General features: G+C 66.9%; 33 protein-coding genes. 15 read left to right on the top strand and 18 right to left on the bottom strand.

Annotation, left to right across the window (positions count from 1 at the left end; genetic code table 11):
• Window positions 1–39: 39 nt before the first annotated feature.
• From QZ814_RS04365 to dacB, 4 genes are all read right to left on the bottom strand, one after another.
• Window positions 40–1,059 (bottom strand): oxidoreductase, encoded by a 1,020-nt coding sequence (locus QZ814_RS04365; protein WP_294329865.1) that lies wholly within the window; start codon window positions 1,057–1,059, stop codon window positions 40–42.
• Between the two features lie 85 nt (window positions 1,060–1,144).
• Window positions 1,145–1,657, bottom strand: coding sequence for a GAF domain-containing protein (locus QZ814_RS04360; RefSeq protein ID WP_294329864.1), 513 nt, complete (start codon window positions 1,655–1,657; stop codon window positions 1,145–1,147).
• A complete protein-coding gene (locus QZ814_RS04355; RefSeq protein WP_294329863.1) occupies window positions 1,654–2,580 on the bottom strand; it encodes a GGDEF domain-containing protein in 927 nt (308 codons plus the stop codon). Before QZ814_RS04355 ends, QZ814_RS04360 begins: the two co-directional genes overlap by 4 nt.
• Before the next feature lie 108 nt (window positions 2,581–2,688).
• Window positions 2,689–4,080 carry a D-alanyl-D-alanine carboxypeptidase/D-alanyl-D-alanine-endopeptidase gene (gene dacB / locus QZ814_RS04350; RefSeq protein ID WP_294329862.1) on the bottom strand — a complete coding sequence of 464 codons (1,392 nt, stop codon included), beginning with the start codon at window positions 4,078–4,080 and terminating at the stop codon, window positions 2,689–2,691.
• A gap of 141 nt (window positions 4,081–4,221) precedes the next feature.
• On the opposite strand from dacB, the gene QZ814_RS04345 reads away from it, so the two are divergent.
• From QZ814_RS04345 to QZ814_RS04330, 4 genes are all read left to right on the top strand, one after another.
• Window positions 4,222–5,682, top strand: a complete 1,461-nt coding sequence (locus QZ814_RS04345; protein ID WP_294329861.1) for an altronate dehydratase family protein — start codon at window positions 4,222–4,224, stop codon at window positions 5,680–5,682.
• 105 nt (window positions 5,683–5,787) lie between these two features.
• The gene (locus tag QZ814_RS04340) at window positions 5,788–6,042 is read left to right on the top strand and encodes a hypothetical protein (protein WP_294329860.1); all 255 of its coding nucleotides are present in this window, start codon (window positions 5,788–5,790) and stop codon (window positions 6,040–6,042) included.
• A 7-nt stretch (window positions 6,043–6,049) separates the two neighbouring features.
• A complete protein-coding gene (locus QZ814_RS04335) occupies window positions 6,050–6,574 on the top strand; it encodes a gamma carbonic anhydrase family protein (RefSeq protein ID WP_294329859.1) in 525 nt (174 codons plus the stop codon).
• Window positions 6,575–6,685: 111 nt separating this feature from the next.
• Entirely contained in the window at window positions 6,686–7,630 is a 945-nt protein-coding gene (locus QZ814_RS04330) for a nitronate monooxygenase family protein (protein ID WP_294329858.1), read from the top strand.
• 3 nt (window positions 7,631–7,633) lie between these two features.
• On the opposite strand, the gene QZ814_RS04325 is transcribed toward QZ814_RS04330, so the two are convergent.
• Complete coding sequence (locus QZ814_RS04325) at window positions 7,634–8,092, bottom strand: DUF1465 family protein (RefSeq protein WP_294329857.1); 459 nt, start codon at window positions 8,090–8,092, stop codon at window positions 7,634–7,636.
• Between the two features lie 73 nt (window positions 8,093–8,165).
• Window positions 8,166–8,363 (bottom strand): DUF465 domain-containing protein, encoded by a 198-nt coding sequence (locus QZ814_RS04320; RefSeq protein WP_294329856.1) that lies wholly within the window; start codon window positions 8,361–8,363, stop codon window positions 8,166–8,168.
• A 161-nt stretch (window positions 8,364–8,524) separates the two neighbouring features.
• On the opposite strand from QZ814_RS04320, the gene QZ814_RS04315 reads away from it, so the two are divergent.
• Window positions 8,525–8,677, top strand: a complete 153-nt coding sequence (locus QZ814_RS04315; RefSeq protein ID WP_294329855.1) for a YdcH family protein — start codon at window positions 8,525–8,527, stop codon at window positions 8,675–8,677.
• A gap of 181 nt (window positions 8,678–8,858) precedes the next feature.
• Here QZ814_RS04315 and QZ814_RS04310 read toward each other — a convergent pair whose 3' ends face one another.
• From QZ814_RS04310 to QZ814_RS04300, 3 genes are all read right to left on the bottom strand, one after another.
• The gene (locus QZ814_RS04310) at window positions 8,859–9,233 is read right to left on the bottom strand and encodes a PilZ domain-containing protein (protein ID WP_294329854.1); all 375 of its coding nucleotides are present in this window, start codon (window positions 9,231–9,233) and stop codon (window positions 8,859–8,861) included.
• Between the two features lie 115 nt (window positions 9,234–9,348).
• Complete coding sequence (gene dksA, locus QZ814_RS04305) at window positions 9,349–9,807, bottom strand: RNA polymerase-binding protein DksA (protein WP_294329853.1); 459 nt, start codon at window positions 9,805–9,807, stop codon at window positions 9,349–9,351.
• Window positions 9,808–10,142: 335 nt separating this feature from the next.
• Complete coding sequence (locus tag QZ814_RS04300) at window positions 10,143–10,652, bottom strand: host attachment family protein (protein WP_294329852.1); 510 nt, start codon at window positions 10,650–10,652, stop codon at window positions 10,143–10,145.
• A 90-nt stretch (window positions 10,653–10,742) separates the two neighbouring features.
• On the opposite strand from QZ814_RS04300, the gene serS reads away from it, so the two are divergent.
• The 4 genes from serS to QZ814_RS04280 are packed head-to-tail and all read left to right on the top strand — an operon-like array spanning window position 10,743 to window position 13,331.
• Window positions 10,743–12,023, top strand: coding sequence for a serine--tRNA ligase (serS, locus tag QZ814_RS04295; protein ID WP_294329851.1), 1,281 nt, complete (start codon window positions 10,743–10,745; stop codon window positions 12,021–12,023).
• Window positions 12,023–12,790, top strand: coding sequence for a 5'/3'-nucleotidase SurE (surE, locus tag QZ814_RS04290; RefSeq protein ID WP_294329850.1), 768 nt, complete (start codon window positions 12,023–12,025; stop codon window positions 12,788–12,790). The genes serS and surE overlap by 1 nt, the downstream gene beginning before the upstream one ends.
• 12 nt (window positions 12,791–12,802) lie before the next feature.
• On the top strand, window positions 12,803–13,147 hold the full coding sequence (locus tag QZ814_RS04285) for a DMT family protein (RefSeq protein ID WP_294329974.1): 345 nt from the start codon (window positions 12,803–12,805) through the stop codon (window positions 13,145–13,147).
• A gap of 43 nt (window positions 13,148–13,190) precedes the next feature.
• Entirely contained in the window at window positions 13,191–13,331 is a 141-nt protein-coding gene (locus QZ814_RS04280) for a hypothetical protein (RefSeq protein WP_294329849.1), read from the top strand.
• On the opposite strand, the gene QZ814_RS04275 is transcribed toward QZ814_RS04280, so the two are convergent.
• Both QZ814_RS04275 and QZ814_RS04270 read right to left on the bottom strand, forming a co-directional pair.
• Window positions 13,328–14,020 carry an alpha/beta hydrolase gene (locus QZ814_RS04275; RefSeq protein ID WP_294329973.1) on the bottom strand — a complete coding sequence of 231 codons (693 nt, stop codon included), beginning with the start codon at window positions 14,018–14,020 and terminating at the stop codon, window positions 13,328–13,330. The genes QZ814_RS04280 and QZ814_RS04275 overlap by 4 nt on opposite strands.
• A gap of 49 nt (window positions 14,021–14,069) precedes the next feature.
• Window positions 14,070–14,513 carry a GFA family protein gene (locus QZ814_RS04270; protein WP_294329848.1) on the bottom strand — a complete coding sequence of 148 codons (444 nt, stop codon included), beginning with the start codon at window positions 14,511–14,513 and terminating at the stop codon, window positions 14,070–14,072.
• 170 nt (window positions 14,514–14,683) lie between these two features.
• On the opposite strand from QZ814_RS04270, the gene QZ814_RS04265 reads away from it, so the two are divergent.
• Window positions 14,684–16,534 (top strand): cache domain-containing protein, encoded by a 1,851-nt coding sequence (locus tag QZ814_RS04265; RefSeq protein ID WP_294329847.1) that lies wholly within the window; start codon window positions 14,684–14,686, stop codon window positions 16,532–16,534.
• 142 nt (window positions 16,535–16,676) lie between these two features.
• Here QZ814_RS04265 and QZ814_RS04260 read toward each other — a convergent pair whose 3' ends face one another.
• The 5 genes from QZ814_RS04260 to QZ814_RS04240 all read right to left on the bottom strand — a co-directional run bounded on the left by QZ814_RS04260 (window position 16,677) and on the right by QZ814_RS04240 (window position 19,853).
• Window positions 16,677–17,033, bottom strand: a complete 357-nt coding sequence (locus QZ814_RS04260; protein ID WP_294329846.1) for a tetratricopeptide repeat protein — start codon at window positions 17,031–17,033, stop codon at window positions 16,677–16,679.
• A 276-nt stretch (window positions 17,034–17,309) separates the two neighbouring features.
• On the bottom strand, window positions 17,310–17,735 hold the full coding sequence (locus QZ814_RS04255; protein WP_084582710.1) for a biopolymer transporter ExbD: 426 nt from the start codon (window positions 17,733–17,735) through the stop codon (window positions 17,310–17,312).
• Window positions 17,736–17,760: 25 nt separating this feature from the next.
• Window positions 17,761–18,240, bottom strand: a complete 480-nt coding sequence (locus QZ814_RS04250; RefSeq protein ID WP_294329845.1) for a biopolymer transporter ExbD — start codon at window positions 18,238–18,240, stop codon at window positions 17,761–17,763.
• Window positions 18,241–18,320: 80 nt separating this feature from the next.
• Window positions 18,321–19,103, bottom strand: coding sequence for a MotA/TolQ/ExbB proton channel family protein (locus QZ814_RS04245; protein ID WP_294329844.1), 783 nt, complete (start codon window positions 19,101–19,103; stop codon window positions 18,321–18,323).
• Window positions 19,104–19,178: 75 nt separating this feature from the next.
• Window positions 19,179–19,853, bottom strand: coding sequence for a TonB family protein (locus QZ814_RS04240; RefSeq protein WP_294329843.1), 675 nt, complete (start codon window positions 19,851–19,853; stop codon window positions 19,179–19,181).
• Between the two features lie 227 nt (window positions 19,854–20,080).
• Between QZ814_RS04240 and QZ814_RS04235 the strand changes: the two genes are divergently transcribed.
• Window positions 20,081–20,917, top strand: coding sequence for a hypothetical protein (locus QZ814_RS04235; RefSeq protein WP_294329842.1), 837 nt, complete (start codon window positions 20,081–20,083; stop codon window positions 20,915–20,917).
• 28 nt (window positions 20,918–20,945) lie between these two features.
• Here QZ814_RS04235 and QZ814_RS04230 read toward each other — a convergent pair whose 3' ends face one another.
• Window positions 20,946–21,317: a dihydroneopterin aldolase gene (locus tag QZ814_RS04230; protein WP_294329841.1), complete on the bottom strand. Its 372-nt coding sequence runs from the start codon at window positions 21,315–21,317 to the stop codon at window positions 20,946–20,948.
• Window positions 21,318–21,493: 176 nt separating this feature from the next.
• On the opposite strand from QZ814_RS04230, the gene QZ814_RS04225 reads away from it, so the two are divergent.
• From QZ814_RS04225 to QZ814_RS04210, 4 genes are all read left to right on the top strand, one after another.
• The gene (locus QZ814_RS04225) at window positions 21,494–22,015 is read left to right on the top strand and encodes an N-acetyltransferase (protein ID WP_294329840.1); all 522 of its coding nucleotides are present in this window, start codon (window positions 21,494–21,496) and stop codon (window positions 22,013–22,015) included.
• A gap of 71 nt (window positions 22,016–22,086) precedes the next feature.
• The gene (locus QZ814_RS04220; protein WP_294329839.1) at window positions 22,087–22,653 is read left to right on the top strand and encodes a DUF1285 domain-containing protein; all 567 of its coding nucleotides are present in this window, start codon (window positions 22,087–22,089) and stop codon (window positions 22,651–22,653) included.
• Window positions 22,650–23,246: a CoA pyrophosphatase gene (locus tag QZ814_RS04215; protein WP_294329838.1), complete on the top strand. Its 597-nt coding sequence runs from the start codon at window positions 22,650–22,652 to the stop codon at window positions 23,244–23,246. Before QZ814_RS04220 ends, QZ814_RS04215 begins: the two co-directional genes overlap by 4 nt.
• Window positions 23,234–24,481, top strand: a complete 1,248-nt coding sequence (locus QZ814_RS04210) for a CCA tRNA nucleotidyltransferase (RefSeq protein WP_294329837.1) — start codon at window positions 23,234–23,236, stop codon at window positions 24,479–24,481. Before QZ814_RS04215 ends, QZ814_RS04210 begins: the two co-directional genes overlap by 13 nt.
• Here the strand turns inward: QZ814_RS04210 and QZ814_RS04205 are convergent.
• Entirely contained in the window at window positions 24,421–26,031 is a 1,611-nt protein-coding gene (locus QZ814_RS04205) for an EAL domain-containing protein (RefSeq protein WP_294329972.1), read from the bottom strand. The genes QZ814_RS04210 and QZ814_RS04205 overlap by 61 nt on opposite strands.
• Between the last annotated feature and the right edge of the window lie 65 nt (window positions 26,032–26,096).

Here is a 26,096-nt window from a genome sequence, read left to right as displayed (position 1 = left end):
GCCCCGCACGTCGTTCCCACGGCGTGCGGGGCTCACCGCTTAGGCGATGGAAATACGCCGACCTTCCGACGCACTCCGCTGTGCGGCCTCGATCAGCCGCAGCCCCGCCAGCGCGTCTTCCGCTGCAACCGGCACCGGCGCCTCCCCCCGAATCGCGGCGGCAACGCCGGCATAGAAGCGCCGATAATCGCCGCGCTCGGACGTGATGGTCTCCCGCGTCCCGTCCGGCAGGGTCAGCACGCCGTGCTGCGCCGGATCCTCGATGCCATGACCGGGATCTCGCACTGATCCCCCTGCCCGCATCGCTGCCTCCTGCGGATCCAGCCCGTATTTGACGAAGCTGCCGCCGCGGCCATGGATGCCGAAGCGCGGCCGGGGCGCAGCGATCATCCGCGAGCTCGCCAGCACCACGCGCCGCGCCCTATAGAACAGGGTCAGCGCGAAATAGTCGTCGACCGGGCTGTTGCCGCGCTGCCCCACCACATCGGCACTGACCGCTTCGGGCATGCCGAACAGCACCAGTATCTGGTCGAGCATGTGCGGCGCGAGGTCGAGCAACTGGCCCCCGCCGGGCGCTTCCTTCCAGGCCTGCGCCAGATCGGGGCGAAAGCGATCCCAATACGCCTCGAACAGCAGGATCTCGCCCAGCCGCCCGTCCTCGATCAGGCGCCGTACCGTGAGGAAGTCGCTGTCCCAGCGGCGATTGTGAAACGGCACGACGAACCGGCCGGCGGACTGCGCCTGGGCGATCAGCGCCTCCGCCTCGCGCGCGCTGGGGGTGAGCGGCTTGTCGATCACGACATGCTTGCCGGCCGCCAGCGCAGCCTGTGCCAGCGGAAAATGGGTGGGATTGGGGGTGGAGATCACTACCAGGTCGATGACAGGATCGGCGATCAGCGCCTCGGCGTCGGTCGCCGCCACGCCCGGATAGGCCGCCTGCACGGCCTCCGCACGCGAGGTGGCGACCGCAGCCAGTTCGAGCCCCTCGACCGCTTCGATCAGCGGTGCGTGGAAGGCGGTGCCGCCAAGGCCGAAGCCGATAAGGCCGGTGCGGATCATGCAGGTCTCCCGTTGCCGTGCTGCTGTCGCCTAGCGGGCGGGGCCGTACATTCCAAGCAAGTCCGTGCGGGGAAAGGGAAACCCGTCAGTTGGGCGGCGCGTCCGCACGCAGGCGCCGGGCGGCAAGCTCCGCCAGCCGGCGAAGGTCTGCACGCTGGCGGAACGACGCCGGACCATGCGGCCGGGTGTCGATCCCGCAGAGCGCGCCGACCGGGAACGGCCCGATCCGCACCGCCACGCCGGTATAGTGTCGCGCGCGTGGCCCGCCGCACACCAACGGGTTGGCGGCGAAGCGCGGATCCGCCCGCAGGTCGGGAATGGTCAACAGCCCCTCGGTGGTAGCGATGGTATGCGAGCAGAATGCGATCGCGCGCGGCACCTCGATCGCCGGCATGCCGACGACCCCCACCATGCGCTGCACGTCGCCGTCCGTAAGCGTCAGCATCGCGATCGGCGTCCGCAATATCCGGCACGTCTCCTCGAGAACGTCGCGGAGCGCCGCGTCGTCCGCAGCAATGGGCGCGATACCCCGCACCGCCTGCTGGCGTTCGGCCTCGTCAGCCGGCCGGAAGGCGGCGGAGAAGAAGTGCAGGCTCATGCGGCACGCCGATGATCGGAGCGAATGTCGAACGCGATCCGGATGGCGTTCTTGCCGCTGCGCTTCACCTCCAGCATCGCCTCATCGGCCAGCTTGAGCAGGCGCTCGGTATCGTAGGCCGCAGCGGCATCGACCACCACCGCGCCCATGCTGCAGGTTACCGCATGGCCGGTGGCGCGCAACGCCTCGCTCAGCCGGGCATGGAGGCTCTCGGCCACCTGTTCGGGCAATGCGTCGGGTTCGATCGCGAGCAACGCACAGAATTCGTCGCCGCCTAGGCGGGCAAACAGATCGTCGGCCCGCATCCGGGCGCGCGCTTCGTCCGCGAAGCGGCGCAGCACCGCGTCGCCTGCCGCATGGCCATGCCGATCGTTGACCGCCTTGAAGCCATCCAGATCCATGTACAGTAGCAGCAGCGCGGCGCCCTGCCGCCGCCGGCTGCGGGCAACCCGCTCGATCTGGCTGCGGAACGCGCCCCCGTTCAGGGAGCGCGTGAGATAGTCGGTGGAGGCGCGCCAGCGTTCGCTGTCGATCGTATGGCGCAAGGTCGCCACCATCAGCACGATCATGATCGCGCTGGCCGCGCGCGTCGCCGTGTTCCAGATGGCAATCGCGGCCGTCAGGCCGGTCTGGTCGACCGCCGGAATATAGCCGAAGCCGTTGATCCACGATCCGATCGCCACCGAGCCGAGCACGATCGCGACGCCGACGCGTTCGCGCAGCGTCCAGGCGGCGAGGCAATCGACGAAGAGGTAGCCGATGGTGAGCGATACCGAAGGCCCTGTGAGCCAATCGGCGCACACGGCGGCGGCAAAGGCGATGCTCACCGCCAGCCACGCCTGGCGGCGATCTAACCACATCGTCCATCGAAAACTGCGCATCATCGCCTTGATCAAGGCCGACTGCGGCGGCGGTGCCTTCACGCGATCCAACTCCCCCAAAGGCTCCCCAGCCCTCTGCGCCCGAATGCCTTAACAGGCTGGAAACACAAGCGTGTGCAAGTTACCGCTCCGGAAAACTACGAGGCGCGCTCAATTGCGCGCGGCGAGCAGCGCCAGGGCGGCGTCCATTACGGGCACCGGTCGCGCTTCGGCAGGAGCGTCGCCCGCGAAAAAGGCGAAGGTCAGCACCGCGCCGCTTGCCGCCTGCAGCGTGCCGGCAAGGGCGTGGGTGCCGGCCAGCGTTCCGGTTTTGGCCGTCAGCCGCCCGGCCAGCGGGCCGTCGCGAAAACGGCGCGAGAGCGTGCCATCCACGCCGCCCACCGGCAGCGTTGCCCACCAGGCGGCGCCCCAGGGCTGGCCCGAGGCCCAGCGCAGGAACGTCACCATGGCGCGCGGGGTGACCCGATTATAGGTCGACATGCCGGAGCCGTCGGCGAAGCTGTAGCTCCAGCGCGGCACGCCGGCCTGGACGAGCAGCGCGGAAACCACCTTCTCGCCCGACTCGATGTCGCCCTTGCCCAGCCGGCGCAGCAGCAATTCGGCGTGAAGGTTGTCGCTGGTCTTGTTGGTATGCCGCACGTCTTCCGCGAGCGGCGGCGGAGTGAGGCGGGCGATGACGACGCCCGCCCCCTCTGCCGGCTCCCCTGCATCGCTGCGATGCCGGACCCGCACCGTGCCGCGTACCTGCACGCCGCGCGCCTCGAGCATCGTCCGGAAGCGCCAGGCAGCCCCTTCCGCAGGATCGTCCAGGCCGACGCTCCGCAGGACAACCGCCCCGCCCAGCGGCATGGCGCCGCGAAGATGGAGGGTGCGATCGAATGGCCGGCGATCCAGCACGACGGATGCCGCGCCTTGCGCCACCGTCGCCGTGCGATTGTCGAGCGCGAAGAGCCCGGGTGCCTCGACCCGGAGCGTGGCACCGATATCGCCGGGTGCGATGCGCACCACGGCCTGGTTGTCGTCCAGCGTCAGCGCCGAAACCGCTGCGCCTGATCGCGTGCCGATGTTGTTCCAGCCCATCCCGGGGCTCCAGCGCAGGTCCAGAAACGCGCGGTCGTCGCCGATCACGTCCCCCACCGTGCGCGTCCGCTGTGCCACCGCGTCCGCCAGGGTGGCCAGGCAATCGACCGTGCAGTCGACAGCGCTCGACAGCCGGGCATCGCCATGTCCTTCCAGCACCACGTCCTGACCTTCGAGCCGCACGACCGCGCCACCGCTCGCATCGGGATCGTTCACGGGGAGCAACGCGAAGGCCGCGGCTGTCGTGACCAGCTTGGTCGTGGAGGCTGGCTGAAACCGCTCATCGGGATGGATCGCGACGATCTCGCGCCCCGCCGAGTCGACGACCAGCAGGCCGAATCGCGTGCCCGACCCTGCCTGTGCCAGCAGCGTCTCCACCTCTGCCTGAAGGCCGGTTTGCGCCGACACGGGGGTGCTCAGGATCAAGAGCGGCAGCAGGACGAGGCAGCGAAGAAACGGCATCGCGGATCCCTAGCCTTGCGCACCCGGTTACGAAAGCAGGCGCTTTCCGCTTGCACCGGCGGCGACACCGGTTACCTCTGCCGCACCGTACCTGCCGCCAGGCGCTTCCGCCTTCTCTGCCGCTAACCTATATCGGTGCCCATGACCCCAGCCCTGTTCCAGATCGATCCACGCGACCCGGTCGCCACCGCGCTGCGCGACGTGGCCGCAGGCGAGACGGCGCTCGGCGTCACCGTCACAGAGCCGATCCCCAAGGGCCACAAGGTGGCGTTGCGCACGATCGACGTCGGTGCGCCGGTCCACAAGTTCGGCTTCCCGATTGGCCGCGCGACCCAGCCAATCGCTGCCGGCGACCATGTCCACACGCACAATGTCGCCACGGCACTGGAGACCAGCGGTAGCTACGCCTATCGGCCCGCGCTGGAAGCGGAGGCTGGCGCGGACGCCCCCGGCTTCCTGGGCTATCGGCGCGCCAACGGCCGGGTCGGCACCCGCAACGAGATCTGGATCCTGCCGACGGTCGGTTGTGTCGGGCGCACGGCGGAGAAGATCGCGGCGCAGGCGGGCCAGCGCTTCGCCGGCCGGGTGGATGGCATCCATGCCTTCGCCCATCCGTTCGGCTGCTCGCAACTGGGCGACGATCTGGAAGGCACCCGCGCCATCCTCACGGCGCTGGCCAACCACCCCAATGCAGGCGGCGTCCTGCTGGTTGGACTTGGTTGCGAATCCAACCAGATGCGAGGCATGCTCGAGGGTGTTTCGCACCCCAATCTGCGGACCATCGGCGCCCAGGCGGCGGGGGACGAGATCGAGGAAGGAATTGCGCTCGTAGAAGAACTTGTTGCCGAAGCTGAACATTTCGTGCGAACGCCGGAACGCTTGTCCGAACTCGTTCTTGGGGTAAAGTGCGGCGGCTCAGACGGATTCTCAGGATTGACGGCCAACCCCCTGGTTGGACGAATGAGCGACGCAGTGACCGCGGCAGGCGGCACTGCCATCCTTACCGAAATCCCGGAAATTTTCGGCGCCGAGCAACTGCTGATGGCGCGCGCAGCCGACGAAGCGGTGTTCGACCGCATCGTTGCCCTGGTGAACGGCTTCAAGGCCTATTTCACCCGCCACGGCGAGCCGGTTTCCGAGAACCCCTCGCCCGGCAACCTCGCCGGCGGCATTACCACGCTGGAGGAGAAGTCGCTGGGCGCGGTGCAGAAGGCGGGCCACGCCACGGTCACGGACGTGCTCGGCTATGGCGGACAAGTGCAGCGGCGCGGGCTGACCCTGCTCGAGGCACCGGGCAACGACGCGGTCTCGTCGACCGCACTCGCCGCCGCCGGAGCGACCGTGATCCTGTTCACCACCGGTCGCGGCACGCCGCTCGGCTTCCCCGTTCCGACAGTGAAGATCGCCTCCAACAGCGATCTCGCTGCGCGCAAGCCGGGCTGGATCGATTTCGATGCAGGACAGGTGCTGGCAGAAGGCATGGACGATGCAGCAGCGGCGCTCCTCGAGCGAATCGCCGCCATCGCCTCCGGCACGGCGACGGCGGCCGAACGCAACGGCGAGCGGGAAATCGCCATCTGGAAGCGCGGGGTCACGCTCTAGCCGCCAAAAGGTTCCCGGCCCCGTGCGATAAACGCGTGCTGCAACGCGGCGATCCGCATTTCCCCTGCATTGCTGCCGAAAGCTGAAAGGCTTAGAGCCGAAAGCGTGGAAGCGATCGGGGTCGTGAACATGGCAGAATTCTTCGTTTTCGTGTATGCAATGGCTTCCGGTTTCGTGCTGCTGACGATGCAGCGCAACCGCCGCGAACAACGCGCCGATGCGCCGATGGTGACCTTGGTCGGCTGGGGACTCTTCTCGCTGTCGTCCACGCTTGCCTTGCTGCTGGGCGCCGTCGCCCTGGCACTCGCGCTGGGGCTGCGCATGCCGCTGCCCGCCGGCTTCGAGACCTTCGCGCTCTAAGCCAGCGATGCCGCTCTACGCCTTTGGAGGCAAGGCGCCGCAGATTGCCGACACCGCCTGGGTGGCGCCCAGCGCCGAGCTGATTGCCGATGTACAACTGGGCGGCGAGGCCAGCATCTGGTTCGGTGCCGTGGTGCGCGCGGACAATACGCCGATCGTAATCGGCGCGCGCAGCAACATCCAGGAAGGCGCCCTGCTCCATTCCGATCCTGGCGCGCCGCTGACGATCGGAACCGAGGTCACCGTCGGCCATCATGCGGTACTGCATGGCTGCACGATCGGCGACGGCAGCCTGATCGGCATGGGCGCGATCGTGCTCAATCGCGCCGTCATCGGACCGGAATGCATCGTCGGCGCCGGCGCACTGGTGACCGAGGGCAAGGAATTTCCCGCCGGCCATCTGATCGTCGGCAGCCCTGCGCGTGCCGTCCGCCCGCTCGACGACGCGCAGCGCGCGATGCTGCGGGCGAGCGCCGCGCTGTATGCCGCCAAGCAGCGCGAATATGCCGCAGGACTGGTGCGAATCGACTGATTCGCGGGATTCTTGCTTTGATTCGGCCGCGGGCACTCCGGCAATGGTCGCATGCCGTAACGTCCGCTAGCCCCGCCTAGACAGGCTTCGTAGCTGCGGTATCACTCAAGCATGGCGCTACCGGCACTCTTCGATCGTCTGCGGCTTCCCGTCATCGGCTCGCCGCTGTTCATCATCTCCTGCCCCGAACTGGTCATCGCCCAGTGCAAGGCCGGCATTGTCGGGTCGTTCCCGGCGCTCAATGCGCGGCCGCAGAGCCAGCTCGACGAGTGGCTGCACCAGATCACCGAGGAACTGGCCGCCTGGGATCGCGACCACCCGGACACGCCCGCCGCGCCGTTCGCGGTCAACCAGATCGTCCATCGCTCCAATCCGCGGCTCGAGGAAGACGTCGCCACCTGTGCGAAGTGGAAGGTGCCGATCGTCATTACCTCGCTGGGCGCGCGCCCGGAGCTCAACGACGCCGTGCATGGCTGGGGCGGCATCACGCTTCATGACGTGATCGACGACCGCTTCGCCCACAAGGCGATCGAGAAGGGCGCAGACGGGCTGATCCTGGTCGCAGCCGGCGCCGGAGGCCATGCCGGGCGCCTGAGCCCCTTCGCGCTGGTGCAGGAAGTGCGGGCGTGGTTCGACGGCCCGGTGGCGCTGTCGGGGTCGATCGCGACCGGCGGCGCCATCCTGGCGGCCCAGGCGATGGGCGCCGACCTAGCCTATATCGGCTCCCCCTTCATCGCCACCGACGAGGCCAATGCGATTGCCGCCTACAAGCAGGCGATCGTCGATAGCCACGCCGAGGACATCGTCTATTCCAATCTGTTCACCGGCGTACACGGCAATTACCTGCGTGCGTCGATCGTCAATGCCGGCCTCGATCCGGAGAATCTGCCCGAGAGCGATCCCAGTGCGATGAACTTCGGCGGCGCCAAGGCGTGGAAGGATATCTGGGGATCCGGTCAGGGCATCGGCGCGGTCCATGCGGTGGAACCGGCCGCCACGCGAATAGCCCGGATGCGCGAGGAATATGCCGCCGCGCGGGCGCGCCTCGCTCTTTAGCGCTTAAAAGGCGCCGGCGAGCCGATCGAGCATCCGACGTGCCGGGCTGGGCACCGCCACCGGCACGTCCAGCGACGAGTCGAGCCGAGCGACGCGGCGATACAGTTCCATGCTCGAACGGACGATCCCGGCCGCTTGCTCGGGCATCTCGGCAAGCAGCGCCGCATCGGATTCGGGCGCCGGCCCCAGCCGCCGCGCGGGCGTGCGCGCCTCGTCCAGCGCTAGCTCGCCCGCATCCACCGCGCGCTGGGTGAGCAGCCAGGCGATGACGTGCATCAGGCGCGTCGTGACCTTCAGCGACTCACAGGAAAAGGCAACGCGGTTCAGCGCGTCCAGCGTCTCGCGCTCGTCGCGCCCGAGCTGGTCGAAATAGCCCCGCGCTTCATCGGCCAGCACCATCGCTTCGACATAGAGCGAGTCGACCAGTCGCCGATGGATCGTGGCGGTTTGCTGCCCCTTCATGCCCCTAGCCGTGCCATAGCCGAGCCCGGAACGAAACGGTCAAAATCAGCGGCGTTGCGCCAGGCCGGAACGGTCACGCGATGATGTCCGGAATAAGCTGATCCTCGCATAGCGAAATCTCGTCGCGCAGCTTGAGCTTGCGCTTCTTCAGCCGGGCAACCTGCAGCTGGTCGCGCGTCCCGCTGCCGACCAGCGCGGCGATCGCCGCGTCGAGATCGCGATGCTCGGCGCGCAACGCTTCCAGTCGCCGCCGAATCTCGCTGTCGTCCATCTACGCCCCCGTACGCCCGATTCGCCTGAGCGAATGCCCTCGGCACGAACCATCGCGACTTTTCCGCCATCTGTCGATCAGTGATGATTCTGCACGCGACAAGCAGCGCGAATCGTGATGTAGTTAGGACCCCTCGGACCTGTTTGTAGGAGGACTGCTTCATGCATACCGCGCATCTTTCGGCACTTACGGCCAAGCATTCGCAGCTGGACAAGCGAATCGCCACCGAAACGCAGCGCCCCCTCCCCGATCATTTGCTGATTGCCGAACTGAAGAAACAGAAGCTGCGCGTCAAGGAAGAGATGGCGCGCTAGCCAAATCATCCACAGTTTATTTACCATGGTCTTGGCCCGTGGGATGAATCGATCCCCACGGGCCCCGATCCGTATAGCTGTGCATCGTCCAGAGATGACCACCGGGGCGATGCGGGCCGAACGGCAAAGGGCCCGACGCCTGGCCGAGCCCACCGAAATTCCAGACTTTGTTAACGCAGCATCATCGCCGCGTAAGGATCGGCTTCACATAGACCGGCGTCTGCGTGCCCCCGCCCACCGGCTTGCGCGCGAGCTTGGGATCGATCTCGTTGTCAAAGGCCACCCCTACCCGGCCCTCGGCCGCCCAGGCGATCTTGCCCTTCACCCAGCCGACGCCGCGTACCTCGATCTCCACCGGCGTGCGCAGCCCGATCGGCGCGGTATATTCCGCCATCAGGCCACCCGAGGAAAGATTGCGGACGCGCACCATGCCTGCGTCCGCGCCATCCACGCGCAGTTGCGCGGTCAGCAGCAAGCTGTCGCGGGCCCCGCTGCGCTTGCCGGCAAAATCGTCGGCGGACAGGGTATTGGCGGGAATATAAGACTGCTGGTCCATTGTTGGCTCTCAAACGCGGATTCGCACCCAGAGGTGAGTAGACCAACAAGTCTTAACGAAAGGATTAACCGGAATCCGCTCCGGTATTTTGCCGGAGCGGATTACGACGTAGATTCTACTCGTCCCGGCTGATTTTCTCGTTCCGTTCGTGCCGCTCCTGCGCCTCGACGGTCATCGTCGCGGTCGGACGCGCCTCGAGGCGACCAAGCGGAATCGGCTCTCCGGTCACTTCGCAATAGCCATATTCCCCCTCATCGATCCGGCGCAGCGCCGCATCGATCTTGGAAATCAACTTGCGCTGGCGATCGCGCGTGCGCAGTTCGATCGACCAGTCGGTTTCGCTGGAGGCGCGGTCGGTGAGATCCGCCTCCCGGAGCGGCTCCGACTGCAGTTGGTTCAAGGTGCCGGCCGCCTCGCGATAGATCGCGTCCTTCCAGGCGTTCAGCTTGGCACGGAAATATTCCTGTTGCCGGGGATTCATGAAGGGTTCGTCGTCGGTCGGCCGATAACCGTCATCGCCGTCATTCGCGGCGGGAGGAAGGTGCTCTTCAAAACGGCCCAAAACAGTTGCCATTCCCACTCTCCACACCAGTCTTCCCGGTGGCACGCCGCCAGGGAGACCGCATTGCCCGCAGGCGCTATACTTTCGCGCTCAGCGGTTAACAAGCGGATGCTGCGAAAGCTTTTTGCTGCAATTCCCTATACTCCAGTAGAAATTAGCCCCTGCTGAACCAGCCGGGCCAATTTCCACAGCCTATCGCACCAAGTTCCCAAGCCAAGAACGTTGCGCATCCAGGGCCGTCCTGAAAACGAACATTGACGACTTGCTGTCCCGCAATGAACCCGCGGGACCAGGCATGCGCTTCTGCGACGCAGCCGCAGTATAACGGCCAGCGCGCGCCGGGCGGCCTATGCGTCCCGCAAGGCGCGCTCGATCTCCGGCACCGGATGGTCGGTCAGATCCTTGGCGAGTTCCCCGGCCAGACGATCGGTCACGCTGGCATGGTAATGTTTGCGCAGCTCCCCCAGCGTCTTGGGCGGCGCGACGATGATCAGCGATTCAAAGCTGTTGTGCAGCGCCTCCTCGCGGAGCAGACCGGCCACTTCGGCCGCGAAGCGATCCTCTTCCAGCTGATGGAAATCGGTCTCGCCCATCGTGCCGCGCGCCGGGGCGAATCCCGCGCCGCCGCCCTGGGCATGCATCGCGCCGCCCTGCGCCCCCGCCGGCGCGCCGGGCCCCGACTGGGTCGACGACGACCGTCCCGACGAATCGGTCTTCTGGTCCGAGGTCTTGGGATTGGGGTGCAGCCGCTTCTCCACCAGCTGGAGGTTGAGAAACTCGGCATCGCCCTGGTTGCGCAGCATCAGCAGCTTGCGGCCATCCGCCACCACCACCATCGCGTCGTGCGGAACCTGCATTGCACTCTCCTGTCGTTCGTTGATAGAGGAGAAACGGCCGGGCGCGGCCGGGGTTGCGCGCTCCGCGGGGCCCCGCCATAGGCTGGGCCCATGCACGACATCCGCTTTCTTCGCGATCATCCCGAAACCTTCGACCAGGGTCTCGCCAAGCGCGGCCTGGAGCCGCAGTCGGAGGCGCTGCTGGCGCTCGATGAACGGCGCCGCGCGCTGGTGACCGAGCTGCAGGCCGGCCAGGCCCGCCGCAACGAAGCCTCGAAGGCGATCGGTGCCGCCAAGGCGAAGAAGGACGAGGACGCCGCCGCCGCGCTGATGGCGGAGGTGACGATCCTCAAGGAACGGCTGCCGATGCTGGAGGCCGAGGAGAAGGCCGTGGGCGAGGAACTGGAAGGCCGGCTCGCCGCGCTTCCCAACCTGCCCTATCCGGACGTGGCGCTGGGTGCCGACGAGAACGACAATGTCTTCGTCCACGAGCGCGGCACCGTTCCCGGCTTTGCCTTCGCGCCCAGGGAGCATGACGCGATCGGCCCTGCACTCGGGCTCGATTTCGAGACCGGGGCCGGCATGTCCGGCGCGCGCTTCACCTTCGTGCGCGGCCAGGCCGCCCGACTGCACCGCGCGCTCGGCCAGTTCATGCTCGACACGCTGACCGGCAGCTATGGCTATGAGGAATGCGTGCCGCCGCTGCTGGTGCGCGACGAGGCGCTGTTCGGCACCGGCCAGTTGCCCAAGTTCGCCGAGGACCTGTTCCAGACCACCGACGGCCGCTGGCTGATCCCCACTGCCGAGGTGAGCCTGACCAACGCCGTGCGCGAGAAGATCCTGAGCGAGGAGGAGCTTCCGCTCCGCCTCACCGCCCTCACCGCCTGCTTCCGCTCCGAGGCCGGTGCGGCCGGCCGCGACACCCGCGGCTTCATCCGCCAGCACCAGTTCGAGAAGGTCGAGATGGTGTCGATCACCACGCCGGACCGATCCGAGGCCGAGCATGAGCGGATGACCGCCGCGGCCGAGGACGTGCTGACCAAGCTCGGCCTCGCCTTCCGCCGGATGAAGCTGTGCAGCGGCGACATGGGCTTCACCGCGGCGCGCACCTACGACCTCGAGGTCTGGCTGCCGGGCCAGGACCGCTACCGCGAGATCTCGTCCTGCTCGACCTGCGCCGACTTCCAGGCCCGCCGGATGAACGCGCGCTACCGGCCCGAGGGCGAGAAGGGCACGCGCTTCGTCCACACGCTCAACGGTTCGGGCCTGGCGGTCGGCCGCACGCTGGTCGCGGTGCTGGAGAACTACCAGCAGGAGAATGGCGCCGTGGCCGTGCCGGCGGTGCTCCAGCCCTATCTGGGCGGACTCGCGCTGCTCGAGCCGCGCGGCTGATGCGGATCCTCCTCACCAACGACGACGGCTATCACGCCCGTGGGCTGGCGGTCCTGGAGCGGATCGCGCGGACGCTTTCGGACGACATCACGATCGTCGCCCCGGCTGAGGAGCAATCGGGCAAGGGCCGCTCGCTGACACTCACCGAGCCGTTCCGCGTCCGCCGCCACGGCGACAATCGCTATGCGGTGAAGGGCACGCCCACCGACTGCGTGATGTTCGCGCTCGCCGAGGTGATGCAGGACGCCAAGCCCGACCTGATCCTGTCCGGCGTCAACCGCGGCGGCAATCTGGCCGAGGACGTCAGCTATTCGGGCACCGTCTCGGCCGCAGCCGAGGGCGCGCTGGCGGGTATCCGCTCGGTCGCGCTCAGCCAGCGCTACGCCCGCAGCGGCATGGGCGACGCGGTGCCCTTCGATACGGCCGAGACCTGGGGCGAGCGCGCGCTGCGGCCGCTCCTGACCATGAACTGGGCGCCGCGCACGCTGGTCAACATCAACTTTCCGCCGATCGCCGCCGATGCGGTGCAGGGCATCAAGGTCGTGTCCCAGGGGCTGCGCGACTATGGTCGCGTCGGGCTCGACAAGCGCGTCGATCCGCGTGGCTTTCCCTATTACTGGCTGGCGATGGGCCGCCTGCCCCACCAGCCGGTACCCGATACCGATCTCGATGCGATCGAAGCCGGCTTCGTGACGGTGACGCCGCTCCACCTGGATCTTACCCACCGCGAGTCGATGGATCGGCTGCGCGGCGCCTATGAGGGCTGAACGCCGATGCCGATGATGGACCGCCTGTTGCCGATCGCGATGCTCTGTGCGTCGAACGTGTTCATGACCTTCGCCTGGTATGGCCATCTGAAGTTCAAGAACGCCCCGCTCGTGCTGGTCATCCTGATCAGCTGGGGCATCGCGCTAATCGAATATTGCTTCGCCGTACCCGCCAACCGGATGGGCAGCGCGGTCTATTCGGCAGCGCAGCTGAAGGGCATGCAGGAGGTGATCACCCTCACCGTCTTCGCCGGCTTCTCGGTGCTGTATCTCGGCCAGCGGATCACGATCAACCACCTGATCGGCTTTGCGCTGATCGCGGCGGGCGCCTTCTTCCTCTTCCGCACGCACAACTGAACCGGCGGCCCGACGGGGCGTTCCTTATGCGAAGGAGAGCGCCATGACCCCCGAACCCACCCGCGACGCACCGGAAACCCAGCCGGGCACCGCCCATCAGCCCGACGGCACCGACAGCTCGGCCGAATGGAATGCCGAGATCGCCGACAAGAACATGATCCCGGACGAGGGTTCGAAGGCCTAGCCTGCGAGAAACTCGACCAGCGCGTCGCCCAGCTCCGGCCGGGTGACGGCGCTCATGTGATTGCCCGGAATCTCGATGAACAGCCCGTAGGGCAGCAGGTCCGCCACTTCCTTGGCTGACCCATTGTCATAATCCTCCGCGCCGGAAATCACCGCGGTCGGCTGGGTGATGCCGGCAATCTCGTCGCGCGGCGTGTCGACAAAGGTGTCGAGGATCCGCAGCAGCGCGACCGGGTCGCCCTTGGTCGTCTTGAGGAAGGCCTCGGTCAGCCATTCGGAGCTGCCGCGCTGAAAGCTGCCGAGGTTGGTCAGCACCCGGTGGAAATAGGCGCCGCGCCCCTGGGTCGCGACCAGCCCGTCCAGCCCCATGCCGGAAAGCACCACCTTGTCGGGCGCGGCCCCGTTCGCCAGCATCCGCACCACGGTGCGCGCGCCCAGCGAATAGCCGCCCAGATCATACTCGGTCAGGCCGAGATGGGCGATCAGCGCGGCATTGTCGTGCATCAGCACGTCGGGCGGATAGGCGGCGGAATCATGCGGCTTGGCGCTGTGCCCATGCGCGCGCAAATCGGGCAGGATCACCCGGCGACCGCGCGCCGCAAGCTTGGCGGCATGGCCGTACTTGATCCAGTTGACCTCCGCATTGGAGAAATAGCCGTGGATCAGCACCACCGGCCGCCCTTCCCCCATTTCGGTCCAGGCGATCTCCTGCCCATCGAAGCTGGCAAAGCGGTGCGTTTCAGTCGGGTAGTCGGCCAAGTGCGTCCATCCATCGTTTGACGACGTTCGGGTTGTCCTCGGTGCGGTATCGGGGCAGCGCGGTCGTGTCGAGCCACTGTTCGTGCATGCTCTCGACCGCATAATGGTGGCGCGGCTGAAAGCGGCCCGGCGAATCGAAGCTGCCGACGGTCAGGTCCATGGTCTCGCCGTCGAGGAATTCGAAGGTGAGCGGCGTGCCGCATTCCCGGCAGAAGCCGCGCTCGGCGATCGGCGAGGAGCGATAGCGATCGGGCGCACGCTCCCATCGCACCTCGGCCTTGCACACGCCCTTGAACGCGATCGACACGCCGCCGGTCGCCCGCTGGCACATGCGACAATGGCAGAGATAGGCATCGTCATTCTCGATCTGCACCGCATAGCGGATCCGCCCGCACTGGCAGCCGCCCCGAACTTCCTCCGCCATGTTCTTCTCCCGCGCGAATAATCCTGTGCAGACAGCGCTTTTGACCGCGAAGAGGATCCACCGCGCTCCGCCGATCCCGATCCGAGGCTGAACCGATCGCCTATAATCAATACGGGACTTACCGCATTGCTGCAGCCGATGGGCCGCACCGCCAACTTAACGGATCAACGATGGTACAGCGCTTCCAGAATCTTCCGCTCGCCACCAAGACGACAATCCTTGCCGTCTGCGGCCTGCTATTGCTGGCGACCGCTACCTTCTTCGTTGCAGATCGCGCACTTACCGCCCAAGCGGCCCAAACCGCGGCAGAGCGACAGGAAGTCAACATGCGGGTCGCCTGGCAGGTGCTGCATGGGCTCGGCAGCGATTTCCGCGTCGAAGGCGAGGACCTCTATGTCGGCAGCCACAAGCTCAACAACTGGGACGCGCCGGTCGACACCGTGAAGCGCCTGGTCGGCGGCACCGCGACGATCTTCCGCGGCGACATGCGGATCGCGACCAATGTGACCAAACCCGATGGCAGCCGGGCGGTGGGCACGCCGCTGGCCCGCAACGCCGCCTATGCAACGGTGCTGGAAAAGGGCCAGCCCTATCGCGGCACCGCCGACATTCTCGGCAAGCCCTTCTTCACCGCCTATGATCCGATCAAGGACGCCTCGGGCAAGACCATCGGCATCCTGTTCGTCGGGATCCCCGAAAGCGACGTGATGGGAGCGATCGGCAACGCGCGCTGGATGCTGGCACTATCGGCCGCGGTCATCTCGCTGGCGATTGCCGCCTCGGCGTGGTTCGGCGGCCGCGCGATGTTCGGTCCGCTCGTGCAGATGACGACCGCCATGCGCGCGCTCGCCGCCGGCAAGGTCGATGTCTCGATCCCGAACCATGTCGCAACCGACGAGATCGGTGCCATGGCGGAGGCACTCGCCCATTTCCGTACGTCCGAGATCGCTCGCCAGCAGGCCGAAGCGCGCGACCGCGACGCGGAAGCAGCGCGGGAACGCGCGATGGACGTGCTGGGGCAGGCACTCGCGAAAGTTTCCGGCGGCGACCTGACCGCCGATATCGGCGACGACTTCCCGGCCGATTACGCGAAGCTCGCCACCCATTTCCGCTCGGCGATCGGCAGCCTGCGCGAGCTGATCGGAGCGGTTCTGGAAGGGACGGCCTCGATCCGCACCGGCTCGCAGGAAATTGCCGGCGCTTCGGAGGATCTGGCACGCCGGACCGGGGCCACTGCCGCCAGCCTCGAGCAGACCGCGGCGGCGATCACCCAGATGAACCAGCGGATCGACGCCACCGCCTCCGCTGCCGGCGTGACCGTGCAGCGCGCCGATCAGGCGATCGGCGTCGTCGGGTCGGGCCGCTCGACCGCAGACGAGGCCGTGCAGGCGATGACGCGCGTGTCGGACAGCGCCAAGGGCATCGACAGCGTCATCGAGGGGCTGGACAAGATCGCGTTCCAGACGCGCGTTCTCGCGATGAACGCGGCCGTCGAGGCCGGTCGTGCGGGTGAGGCGGGCCGTGGCTTTGCCGTTGTCGCAGATCTCGTCTCCGCGCTGGCCATGCGTGCCGAAGAAGAAGCCAAGCGCGCCCGCGACCAGCTCACCGTCACCCAGTCCGAAGTGGAAGTCGCCCGCGATGCGGTCGAGCGGGTCGATCATGCGCTTGCGGCGATCGTCGACACCGTGGGCGAGGTGCACCAGCTCCTCGGCGGCATGGCGGCCGACAACCAAGCGCAGTCGACCGCGATCCGCGAGATCAGCACCGCGATCGGCGACATGGACCGCGCGACCCAGCAGAACGCGGCCATGGTCGAGCAGACCTCCGCCGCCGCCCGCCAGCTGACCGAGCAGGTCGCGCGTCTCGATGCCCATGCGGCCACCTTCCGCACCGGCGGCGAGCAGTCGCCACTGCGCCGGCCCGCCCTACGGGCACCGCGTACGCCACCGGTTCCCGCGCCGGCAGCCAGCGCTGCGCCGGCCCCGGCAATGGCGGACGGCGACGACTGGGCCTCGTTCTGAACGACTCTACAGGGCCTATTCGACCGTGTCATCCAAAGGAAAAGCGGGCCGGAGCGATCCGGCCCGCTTTTCCTTTGAATACCCGCTCGAAGGTTGCTGCGTGCCCGTGCCCGGCCGGCGGCCAGGTACGTGCCGCAACTTTTCAGCGCGCGGCGGTCTGCTGGCGCTTGTCGAGATAGTGCAGCCCTGCGGTTGCTACCGCGTGCGAGGTCGCAAGGCGATTGGAAACCACCGTCATCGGCACATCTGCCTGCGCCAGAACGTCGCGGTACAGTGCGCGCGCCTGCTCGGTCCGGCCAGTGGCGTAATAGACGGCGGCGAGGTTCAACTGAACGTCGGGTCGCACACCTGTCTGCATTTGAGTCAGAAGCTTCTGTTCGGCCTTCGCATAGGCGCCGCTCATGATCTCCCGCGCCGTGACCGTGCCGTCCTGGGCGGCGGCCGGCGAAACCATGGCGAGCATCGGCACCAAGGCCGACGCGACAAGTTTGATCGACATACATCTCTCCTTAGACGTTACATCGAAGCTACACTTTTATGACACTTCGGTGACGTAGGAGTGACACTAATGCGTCGATCTAGCAACCCCGCATTTGCGCTTAGGATAAGGAGGCCACGCCCCCCCCCTCTGCGTACCGCCCCGAGACACGCTGGCGCAGCAGCCCCGGGCCATTCGGACACTCCGCCCGCCGGACGCCCCAACCGGGCCGGCCGGGCACAAAAAAAGGCGGCCCCGAAGGGCCGCCTTCCCAAAATGCTCTGACCGCGTCGCGGATCAGAAGTCGTTGCGATACTGTTCGTTGCCGACGAAGCCAAGCTTCGTCACGTTCGCACGCTTGATGATTGCCAGCACGCGGTCGACCACGTCGTACCGCGCCTGCGGATCCGGCTGGAAGTGCAGCTCGGGCTCCGGCGAACGCTGCAGCGAAGCGTCCAGATACTGGCGCAGCATCACGTCGTTGATCGGCATGCTGTTCCAGAACACCTGGCCCTGCGCGTCGATATAGACCTTGTTCTTGTCCGGCTCGACGGGCGGTGCGCTGTTGGGGCTCGGCTGCGGCAGATCCACCTTCACCGCGTGCGTCTGGACCGGAATGGTGATGATGAACATGATGAGGAGCACGAGCATGACGTCGATCAGCGGCGTCGTGTTCATGTCCATCATCGGCTCGCCGTCATCACGGCCTGCGCTCATTGCCATTGTCGTAACTCCTTAAGCGGACCGATCAGAGCCGGGTCGTCGTCGAACCGGGCTCCGGTTCCGAGATGAAGCCGACCTTCACGAAACCCGCCATCTGCATCGTGTAGATGGTGCCGCCGATGCAGCGATAGGGCGTGTTGATGTCGCCGCGGATATGAACTTCGGGAAGTTCGAGACCAGCGGCATTCGGGCCACCCTGACGATCGATCTCAGCCTTGAGCTTGGCGACCGCGCGGTCGAGCAGCTCGGTGTGATTGACTCGGGTCAGGCCCCAGAAGATCTCACAACCGTCCGGACCGCCCTTGACCGAGAGCGAGACGTTCTCGGGCTTGGTGGTGGTCGGCTCGAACTGAACCTTCGGCAGCGTGAGGTCGATCGTCTGGATAACAACGGGAACGGCGATAAGGAAGATGATCAGGAGCACCAGCATCACGTCCACGAGGGGCGTGGTGTTGATGTCCGACATCGGTACGTCGTCGCCGCCGCTGCCTGTGCTAATCGCCATTGGGCGCTATCCTATCCTCTTGTGCCGGATCGAAATCCGGCGGCGGGGCTGCACAGCAGCGCAGCCCCGCGCCTTGATCGTTACGAGCGGGTCGGGGTGCCGCCGGTCGTGGTCGCCGGCTTCGGAGCAGCCGCAGCAACCGGCTTCTTCGCGGCAGCGGCCGGACGAACCTTGCCGTCCGAGGCGAGGTAGCCGAGCACGTCGTTCGAGAACGCGTTCAGGTTCTCGGCGATCGCCTTGTTGCGGCGCTGCAGGAAGTTGAAGGCGAGCACGGCCGGAACGGCGACGACGAGGCCGAGCGCGGTCATGATCAGCGCTTCACCGACCGGGCCGGCGACGGCGTCGATCGAAGCCTGACCGGCCGAACCGATCTTGATGAGTGCGCGGTAGATACCGATAACCGTACCGAACAGACCGATGAACGGCGCGGTCGCACCGACCGTCGCGAGGAAGGCGAGACCGCCGCCGAGCGCCGAGTTGATCGTCGCTTCCGACCGCGCCAGCGAGCCGTGCAGCCAGTCATGCGCTTCGACCGGATCGGTCAGCAGCTTGTACTGATCCTGCGCTTCGATGCCGTCGTCGACGATCTGGCGATAGGCCGAGTTCTTCTCGAGCTTGGCCGCACCTTCGCGCAGGCTGGTCGAGCTCCAGAAGGTCGCGCGGACGCGCTTCGACTGGTTGATGATCTTCTGCTGCTCGAACAGCTTGGTGAAGAGGATGTAGAGCGACACGAACAGCATGAGCACCAGGATGGTGAACACCGACTGCGAGATCAGGCCGCCTTCCTTCAGCGCCGGAATCAGGCCGTAGGGGTTGTCGCCCTTAGCTGCGGCACCACCGGCAGCGAGAATGGTCGTGAGCATTTTGGGTCTTTCCTCTAAAAGATAGCTTCTTGCGCAAGCCGGTCCGCCACGCCCGGCGGACCGGAAACCGGAGTGTTACTTCTGCAGCCGCCAGGTGAAGCGACCCATGTACGGCGCGGAAATCTTGTTTCCTGCCGCATCCTGGGCCGGATCGAACCGAGCACGACGCTTGAGAAGGTTGCACGCGGTGCTGTCGAGCAGCGAGGAACCGCTGGACGACGTGATCGTGCAATTGGTCACCTTGCCCGTACCATCGACGTCGAGACGGAAGGCAACCGTGCCTTCGTCACCGGCGCGCGAGGCCGCTGCCGGATAGTCGTCGTCCGTCACCCACGAGCCCGGAGGCGTACGCGGCTTGAGCGGCTTCGCGATTTTCGGCGGAGCGGGCGGCGCCGGGGGAGCCGGCGGCGCGGGAGGCGCAGGCGGCGTGATCGGCGGCGGCGGGGGGATGATCGGAGTATTCTGGACCGGCGGCGCTGGCGACACGGTCTGCACGATGGCCGGCGGCACCACGACCTGGGTCGGGGGCGGCGGCACCGGCGAATCCGGCGGCGGCGGCGGCGGCGGAATCTCCTCCGGCGGGGGCGGCGGCTCTTCGACCTCGAAGGTCTTCAGCTCTTCCGCCTTCTTCTTGATATATTGGTATGCCAGACCTGTGACGAAGGCATAACCCATGCCAGCCACGATGATAGCGACGATTACGATCGCTACCACACGACTGCCACTTACATTCCGGTCAGCGTAAGCCATTCGGCAACGTCACTCCCTCTAATCCTGCTTGCGACCCTGGCCGGCTGGCAGCCGCGCACAAGTCCGCTCGCCTCGGGTCACACTGCGCCCCTGATGGCGAGAGCACCGAGTCTGTATCGTGGGCCTTCCGACGACGCAAACTCTTTGTCGGACGAATTGGTCGTACAACGCGCCCATGGCAGAATTATTTCTGTATAAGATCGGCACAATCCGGTACCGGCGGCGGCATGAAATACGCCCTACCCCTGCTCTTTTGTTGCGCTGCGGCATTTCCGGCGCTTGCGCAACCTGCCCCGCAAACCGCGAAAATCCGCCAAGAAGCGCAAAGTGGCTTACCCAGTTACGCCACCGTCGCGACCGCCGTCGTCGGCGCACCGCTGGTGATCGACGCACGCATCGGCGACTTGATCCGGATCAAGGAAAATGCAGCGCCCGGTCTCAGTTCGGGACGGGCACGCCTGTACGTCCAAGCCGATGTTTTAGCACTGATTCGCGGTAGCAGCGCCCTGCCGACCCAGATTTCCTACCTCGCGGACGTGCCGCTCGATTCTCGCGGCAAGCTACCCAAATTGAAAAGAGCACGTGTACTGCTGTTTGCGCGGCCGGTCGCCGGCAAGGCGAGCGAGGTGCAGCTGACCGGGATCGACGGCCAGTATCTGTGGACGCCGGAGCTCGACGCGCTGACTCGGCGCATCACCCGGGAGGTGCTGGCCGCGGATGCGCCGCCGGCGATCACCGGCATCGGCAATGCCTTCCATGTGCCGGGCGCACTGCCCGGCGAAGGCGAGAGCCAGATCTTCCTCAAGACCGCCAATGGCGCGCCGATCTCGCTACAGATCCTGCGCCGTCCGGGCGAAAAGACGCGCTGGGCGGTGTCGCTGGGTGATATTGTCGACGACAGCGCCGGCCAGCCGAAGCGCGACACGCTGGCCTGGTACCGGCTGGCCTGCGGGCTGCCGAAGACCCTGCCCGACGACGCCGTCAGCGCCGAGACGCCCGACAATGCCGAGGCGGTGCGGCAGGACTATCAGGTTGTGCTGCGCGACCTCGGGCCCTGCGCCTGAGGCACATCCCCTGCCCGCCGCCGGCCGATCAGCGCCGGTGGCGGACCAGGGTGATGCCGATCGATTCCTCGGCCTCGGCGATCGCGAGCTTCACGATCCGCACCTCGACGCGGCGGACGCGCGAATCGGACACGAACACCGTCTGGCAGATATGGTCCGCAACGGCTTCGATCAGCGTGAAATGCACGTCCTTCGGCAGCGCGTCCGTGGCCGCGTGCTTGAGATCCATATAGCTTTTCGAGGCGCTGAGCGGCGTGTCCGGCGTAAACTGCTCGGGCAGGTCCAGGTCTGCGGTGACGGAGATGCGCAGCGGCTGCGGCAGATGCGTCTCTTCCGAATAGACTCCGGTGAGGAGCTCTACCTCGAGATCGAGCACCTGAAGCTGCAATAGGTCGGGCAATCAAACGGCCTTTCTTGGGGCATGACGAGCGCGCGCCATAGCAGATGGTGTCGCCGGGAAAAGCCCGTGCAATTCCTGCACCTGTGCCAGCGCACTTCGCGCTTGCGCTACGCTGCCACGCCGCTAAGGCGCGCGCCTTTCGGCATGAAGCCGATGGCGCCATGTAAGGATTCGCGGTGGTACAACTGGTTGCGCTGGACGCGGTGGATCCGCACGCCGTTGAGGCGCTGCTGGACCGCGCCTTCGGGCCAGACCGGCACCTGCGCACCGCGTATCGCATCCGGCAGGATACCCAGCCGATTCGCCCGTTCAGTTTCGCCGCATTGGCGGAAGGTGGCAAGCTCGCCGGCACGATCCAGAGCTGGCCGGTGGCGCTGGCGAGCGATTCGGGGCCGCTGGTACCGCTGGTGATGGTGGGGCCCGTCGCCGTCGAACCGTCGCTGCAGCACGGCGGTATCGGCCGTCTGCTGGTGCAGGAAGCCCTGGATGCCGCCGACGTCAGTGCCCTGCCCGGGGCCGAAGCGCTGATGCTGATCGGCGATCCCGAATATTATGGCCGCTTCTTCGGATTCGATGCGAGCCGCACGGAGCGTTGGCGCGCGCCCGGACCGTTCGAGCCGCGGCGGCTGCTCGCCCGCGGGGCGGCGGTACCGAACTGCTCGGGCATGCTGGTCCCTCGGTTGCGCAAGGTCGCCTGAACCGACCGGCTGAACCACCGGCCGCGAATGGGGGGTTCGACATCGCGGTAACGCGCGCTAAGGAAACTTTCATGCCCAACACGCCGCCCCCCGATTTCGCCAGCCTGTCGCTCGCCGAGATCGCCCGGCTCGCCGAGGAACATCGGCTGCCGCCGGTGGAAAGCTGGAACCCGCAGCATTGCGGGGACAGCGAGATGCGGATTGCCCGCGACGGCAGCTGGTATCACCAGGGAGGCCTGATCGGGCGCGCGGCGATGGTTCGGCTGTTCTCGACGATCCTGCGTCGCGAGCCCGATGGCCGTTTCGTCCTGGTGACTCCGGTCGAGAAACTCGACATCGCTGTCGAGGACGCGCCGTTCGTCGCGATCGAGCTGAAGGCGGAGGGCGAAGGCGCGGCCATGCGGCTCGCCTTCCGGCTGAACACCGGCGACATGGTGGTGGCGGGCCCCGATCATCCGCTGCGAGTCGAACATCGCGAGGATGGCCCCCATCCCTATCTCGCGGTGCGGGGCGGGCTGGACGCGCTGGTTGCCCGCAGCGTCTATTACGAACTCGCCCAACTCGCCCTGGCCGAGGAAGGCGCGGCGCCCGGAATATGGAGCCAGGGGGTCTTTTTTCCGCTCGAGCCTGCTGCATGACGCTCGCCGAGCGCCTGCGTCGGGCGCTGGCGAACCGGCCGGCACAGGCGCCGATGCTGCTGCCCGGCGATCACGCCTTTTTCGATCCTGCCCAGGTGCCGAGCGCAGCCGCCGTGCTGGTCGCCGTCACCGACCGCGCCGAACCCGGCGTGCTGCTCACCCGGCGCAATGCCAATCTTCGCCGCCATGCGGGCCAGATCGCGTTTCCTGGCGGCCGAATCGATCCCGATGACGCCGACGCGATCGACGCAGCGCTGCGCGAGGCGGAGGAGGAAATCGCCCTGCCCCGCCGGCTGGTCGAAGTGGTCGGCACGGTCGAGCGCTATCGCACCGTGACCGGCTATGAAGTGACGCCGGTGATCGGGGTCGTCCCGCCGGACCTGTCGCTGACGCCCGCCGAGGCAGAGGTGGAGGAACTGTTCGAGGTCCCGCTTGCCTTCCTGCTCGACGACGCAAATCATCTAAAGAAAACCGCGCTCTATCAAGGCCATGAGCGCCATTATTACGAGATATTGTGGAACGACTATCGAATCTGGGGCGCCACGGCGGCGATGCTGGTGAACCTGTCGCGGCGGATGCCGTGGCCCCGTTGACCCTGCCCCCCACCGATTGGCGCAGCCGCGCCGGGCTCGATGCGCTGACCGACGTGCTGGGTGCCGACGCGGGGCTGTGTCGCTTCGTCGGCGGCGCCGTTCGCGACGCGCTGCTCGGCACCCCCGTCGCCGACCTCGACATTGCGACGGCGTTGTCGCCGGACGAGGTGATCGCTCGGCTGCGCGCGGCCGGCATCCGCGCCGTGCCGACCGGCATCGAGCATGGCACCGTCACCGCTGTCCTCGAAAGCGGCCCTGTGGAAGTGACGACGCTGCGCCGCGATGTCTCGACCGACGGTCGCCACGCCACGGTCGCGTTCACCAACGACTGGCGCGAGGATGCGGCACGTCGCGACTTCACGATGAACGCGCTCTATGCCGATCCCAGAGACGGCACGCTGTTCGACTATTTCGGCGGACTGGAGGATCTCGCGGCGCGACGGGTGCGCTTCATCGGCGATCCCCTGCGGCGTATCGCCGAGGATCATCTGCGGATCCTCCGCTTCTTCCGCTTCCTCGCGCGTTTCGGCGACACGCCCGATGCCGAGGGGCTGGATGCCTGCACGGCGCGGGCCAAGGATCTGATGGCGCTCAGCCGCGAGCGCATCCGCGACGAGCTCCTCAAGCTGCTGGTCGCGCGCGCAGCGGTAGAGGTGGTGCAGCTGATGCTTGGGCACGGGATTTTCGAACCCGTGGTGCCGGAGATCACCAGCGCCGATACGCTCGCCCTTGTCGCGCGCCGCGAGGCGCGGGTGGGGATGGAGCCCGATCCGATCCGCCGTCTCGCCGCGCTGCTGGCAACCGAGCCGGGGCAGGCCGATCTGATCGGCGCCCGGCTCAAGCTCTCGAACGCCCAGCGCAAGCGACTGATGCTCGCCAGCGCGGGAGAAGGCATCGATCAGCCGCGTGCCCTCGCCTATCGCATTGGCCGCGAGGCTGCCGAGGACCGGCTGCTGCTCGCCTCCCCGGACGACACCGCGCTGATCGCTGGATGGCAGCAGCTCACGGGCTGGGATGTCCCTCGCCTGCCCCTCACCGGCGGCGCGCTCGTTGCGCGAGGTCTCGCCAAGGGACCGGATGTCGCGCGGGCGCTGCGCACTACCGAGGATCAGTGGATCGCGGAGGGGTTTCCCGCAGCCGAGCGCGTCGAGGCCATTGCCGACGCCGTTGTCGGTCAGGCGTTGAGCGCGCCGATCAGCGCGAAGGCGGCGTCGCCCGGCACCGGCCGGGAATAGTGATAGCCCTGCCCGTAGGTGCAGCCCAGCGCCGCTAACGTCTGAGCCAGCTCCGGGGTTTCGATGCCCTCCGCGGTCGTCTGCATGCCCAGCGCCTGCGCCAGGCTCAGGATCGCGCGGATGATCGCGATCTTGTCCCGGTCGGCGAGCATGCCGGTGACAAAGCTGCGGTCGATCTTGAGCACGTCGATCGGCAGCTTCTGCAGATAGGCGAGGTTCGAATAGCCGGTGCCGAAATCGTCCATCGCCAGCGTGGTGCCGAGGTCCTTCAGCGCGGACATGGTCTGGGCGATGCGATCGGGATCGCTGACGATCGCGCTTTCGGTAAGCTCCAGCGTGAAACGCGATCCCGGCATATGGTGGCGATCGAGCGCCGCCTTCACCATCGCGCCGATCTGGTCGCGCTGGAGCTGGATGGCGGAGAGGTTGACCGCGATCTTCACGCCGCAATTGCCGCCGGCGCGCGCGTCCCATTCGGCCAGCGTCCGCGCCGCCTCTTCCATCGCCCAGCGCCCGAGCGGCACGATCAGGCCCGATTCTTCCGCGACGGGGATGAAGGCGTTCGGCGAAATCGCCACGCCGTCCTCGTTGGTCCAGCGCGCCAGCGCCTCGAACGAGGTGATCCGGCCGGTGCCCAGGTCGCAGATCGGCTGAAAGGCGAGTGACATGCGACCATTCTCGATCGCGCGGCGCAGCTCGGTCTCGATCGCGAACTGCTCGCGGGCAAGGTCGAAGGCCCGGGTATGGTAGAATTCGGTCCGCCCGCTTTCCTTGGCGCGACGCACGGCGAGCTGCGCGTTGCGGACCAGATCCTCGACATCGCCCTCCACATCGGCACCGAGCGCGATGCCGATCGAGCAATCGATGCGGATTTCGAAGCTGGAGAGGCGAAAGGGGTTGGTCAGCGCTGCGTGGACGCGTTTGGCGACCTGCACCGCGTCGTCCGCACCTTCTTCGAGCGTCATCAGCACGCCGAACTCGTCGCCGCCGATTCGCGCGAGGATGTCGCGCCCGCGCAGCGCACCCTTGATCCGGCGTGCCACCGAGATCAGCAGTTCGTCGCCGACCAGCGCGCCCATGCAGGCATTGACCCGGCTGAACCGGTCCAGATCGATCACCAGCACACCGAAGCCAGCGGCATCGCCCGTGCCGATCCGGCTTTCCAGCGCATCCGAGAAGCCCGCGCGGTTGGGCAGACCAGTCAGGCTGTCGGTCGCCATCTCGCGGCGCAGGCTCTGTTCGGTACGCAGCTCGGAGGTCTGGTCGAGCAGGGTCACCAGGCAACGCCGCTCGATCGATTCCCGCCGGGCGAGCACCACCCGGAAATGTCGGCTATCGACCTCGCTGCCGAACTGCCACGCAATTTCTTCGTGCAGCTGATCCGACGCCAGAAATTGCCCGATGCGGGGGCCCAATAGCTGGATGACCGGCGAGTCCTGCGCGTCCGTACCGAGCCCTGCGACGCGAAATGGGCCGTTCGACGCGGCAAAGACGTAGCGGCCTTCGGTAATCTCGAGGACGGCGGCCGGAACGGGAAGCAGCTCAAGCAGCCCAGGCAGATCCTCGCTTCCGGCCGGAAACGATAGCGCGACCGGCGGAGCGAGCTCCACGGTAC

It is taken from the genome of uncultured Sphingomonas sp. (assembly GCF_913777625.1).
Lineage (GTDB): Bacteria > Pseudomonadota > Alphaproteobacteria > Sphingomonadales > Sphingomonadaceae > Sphingomonas.
This window is presented reverse-complemented; position numbering and strand designations above follow the sequence as displayed.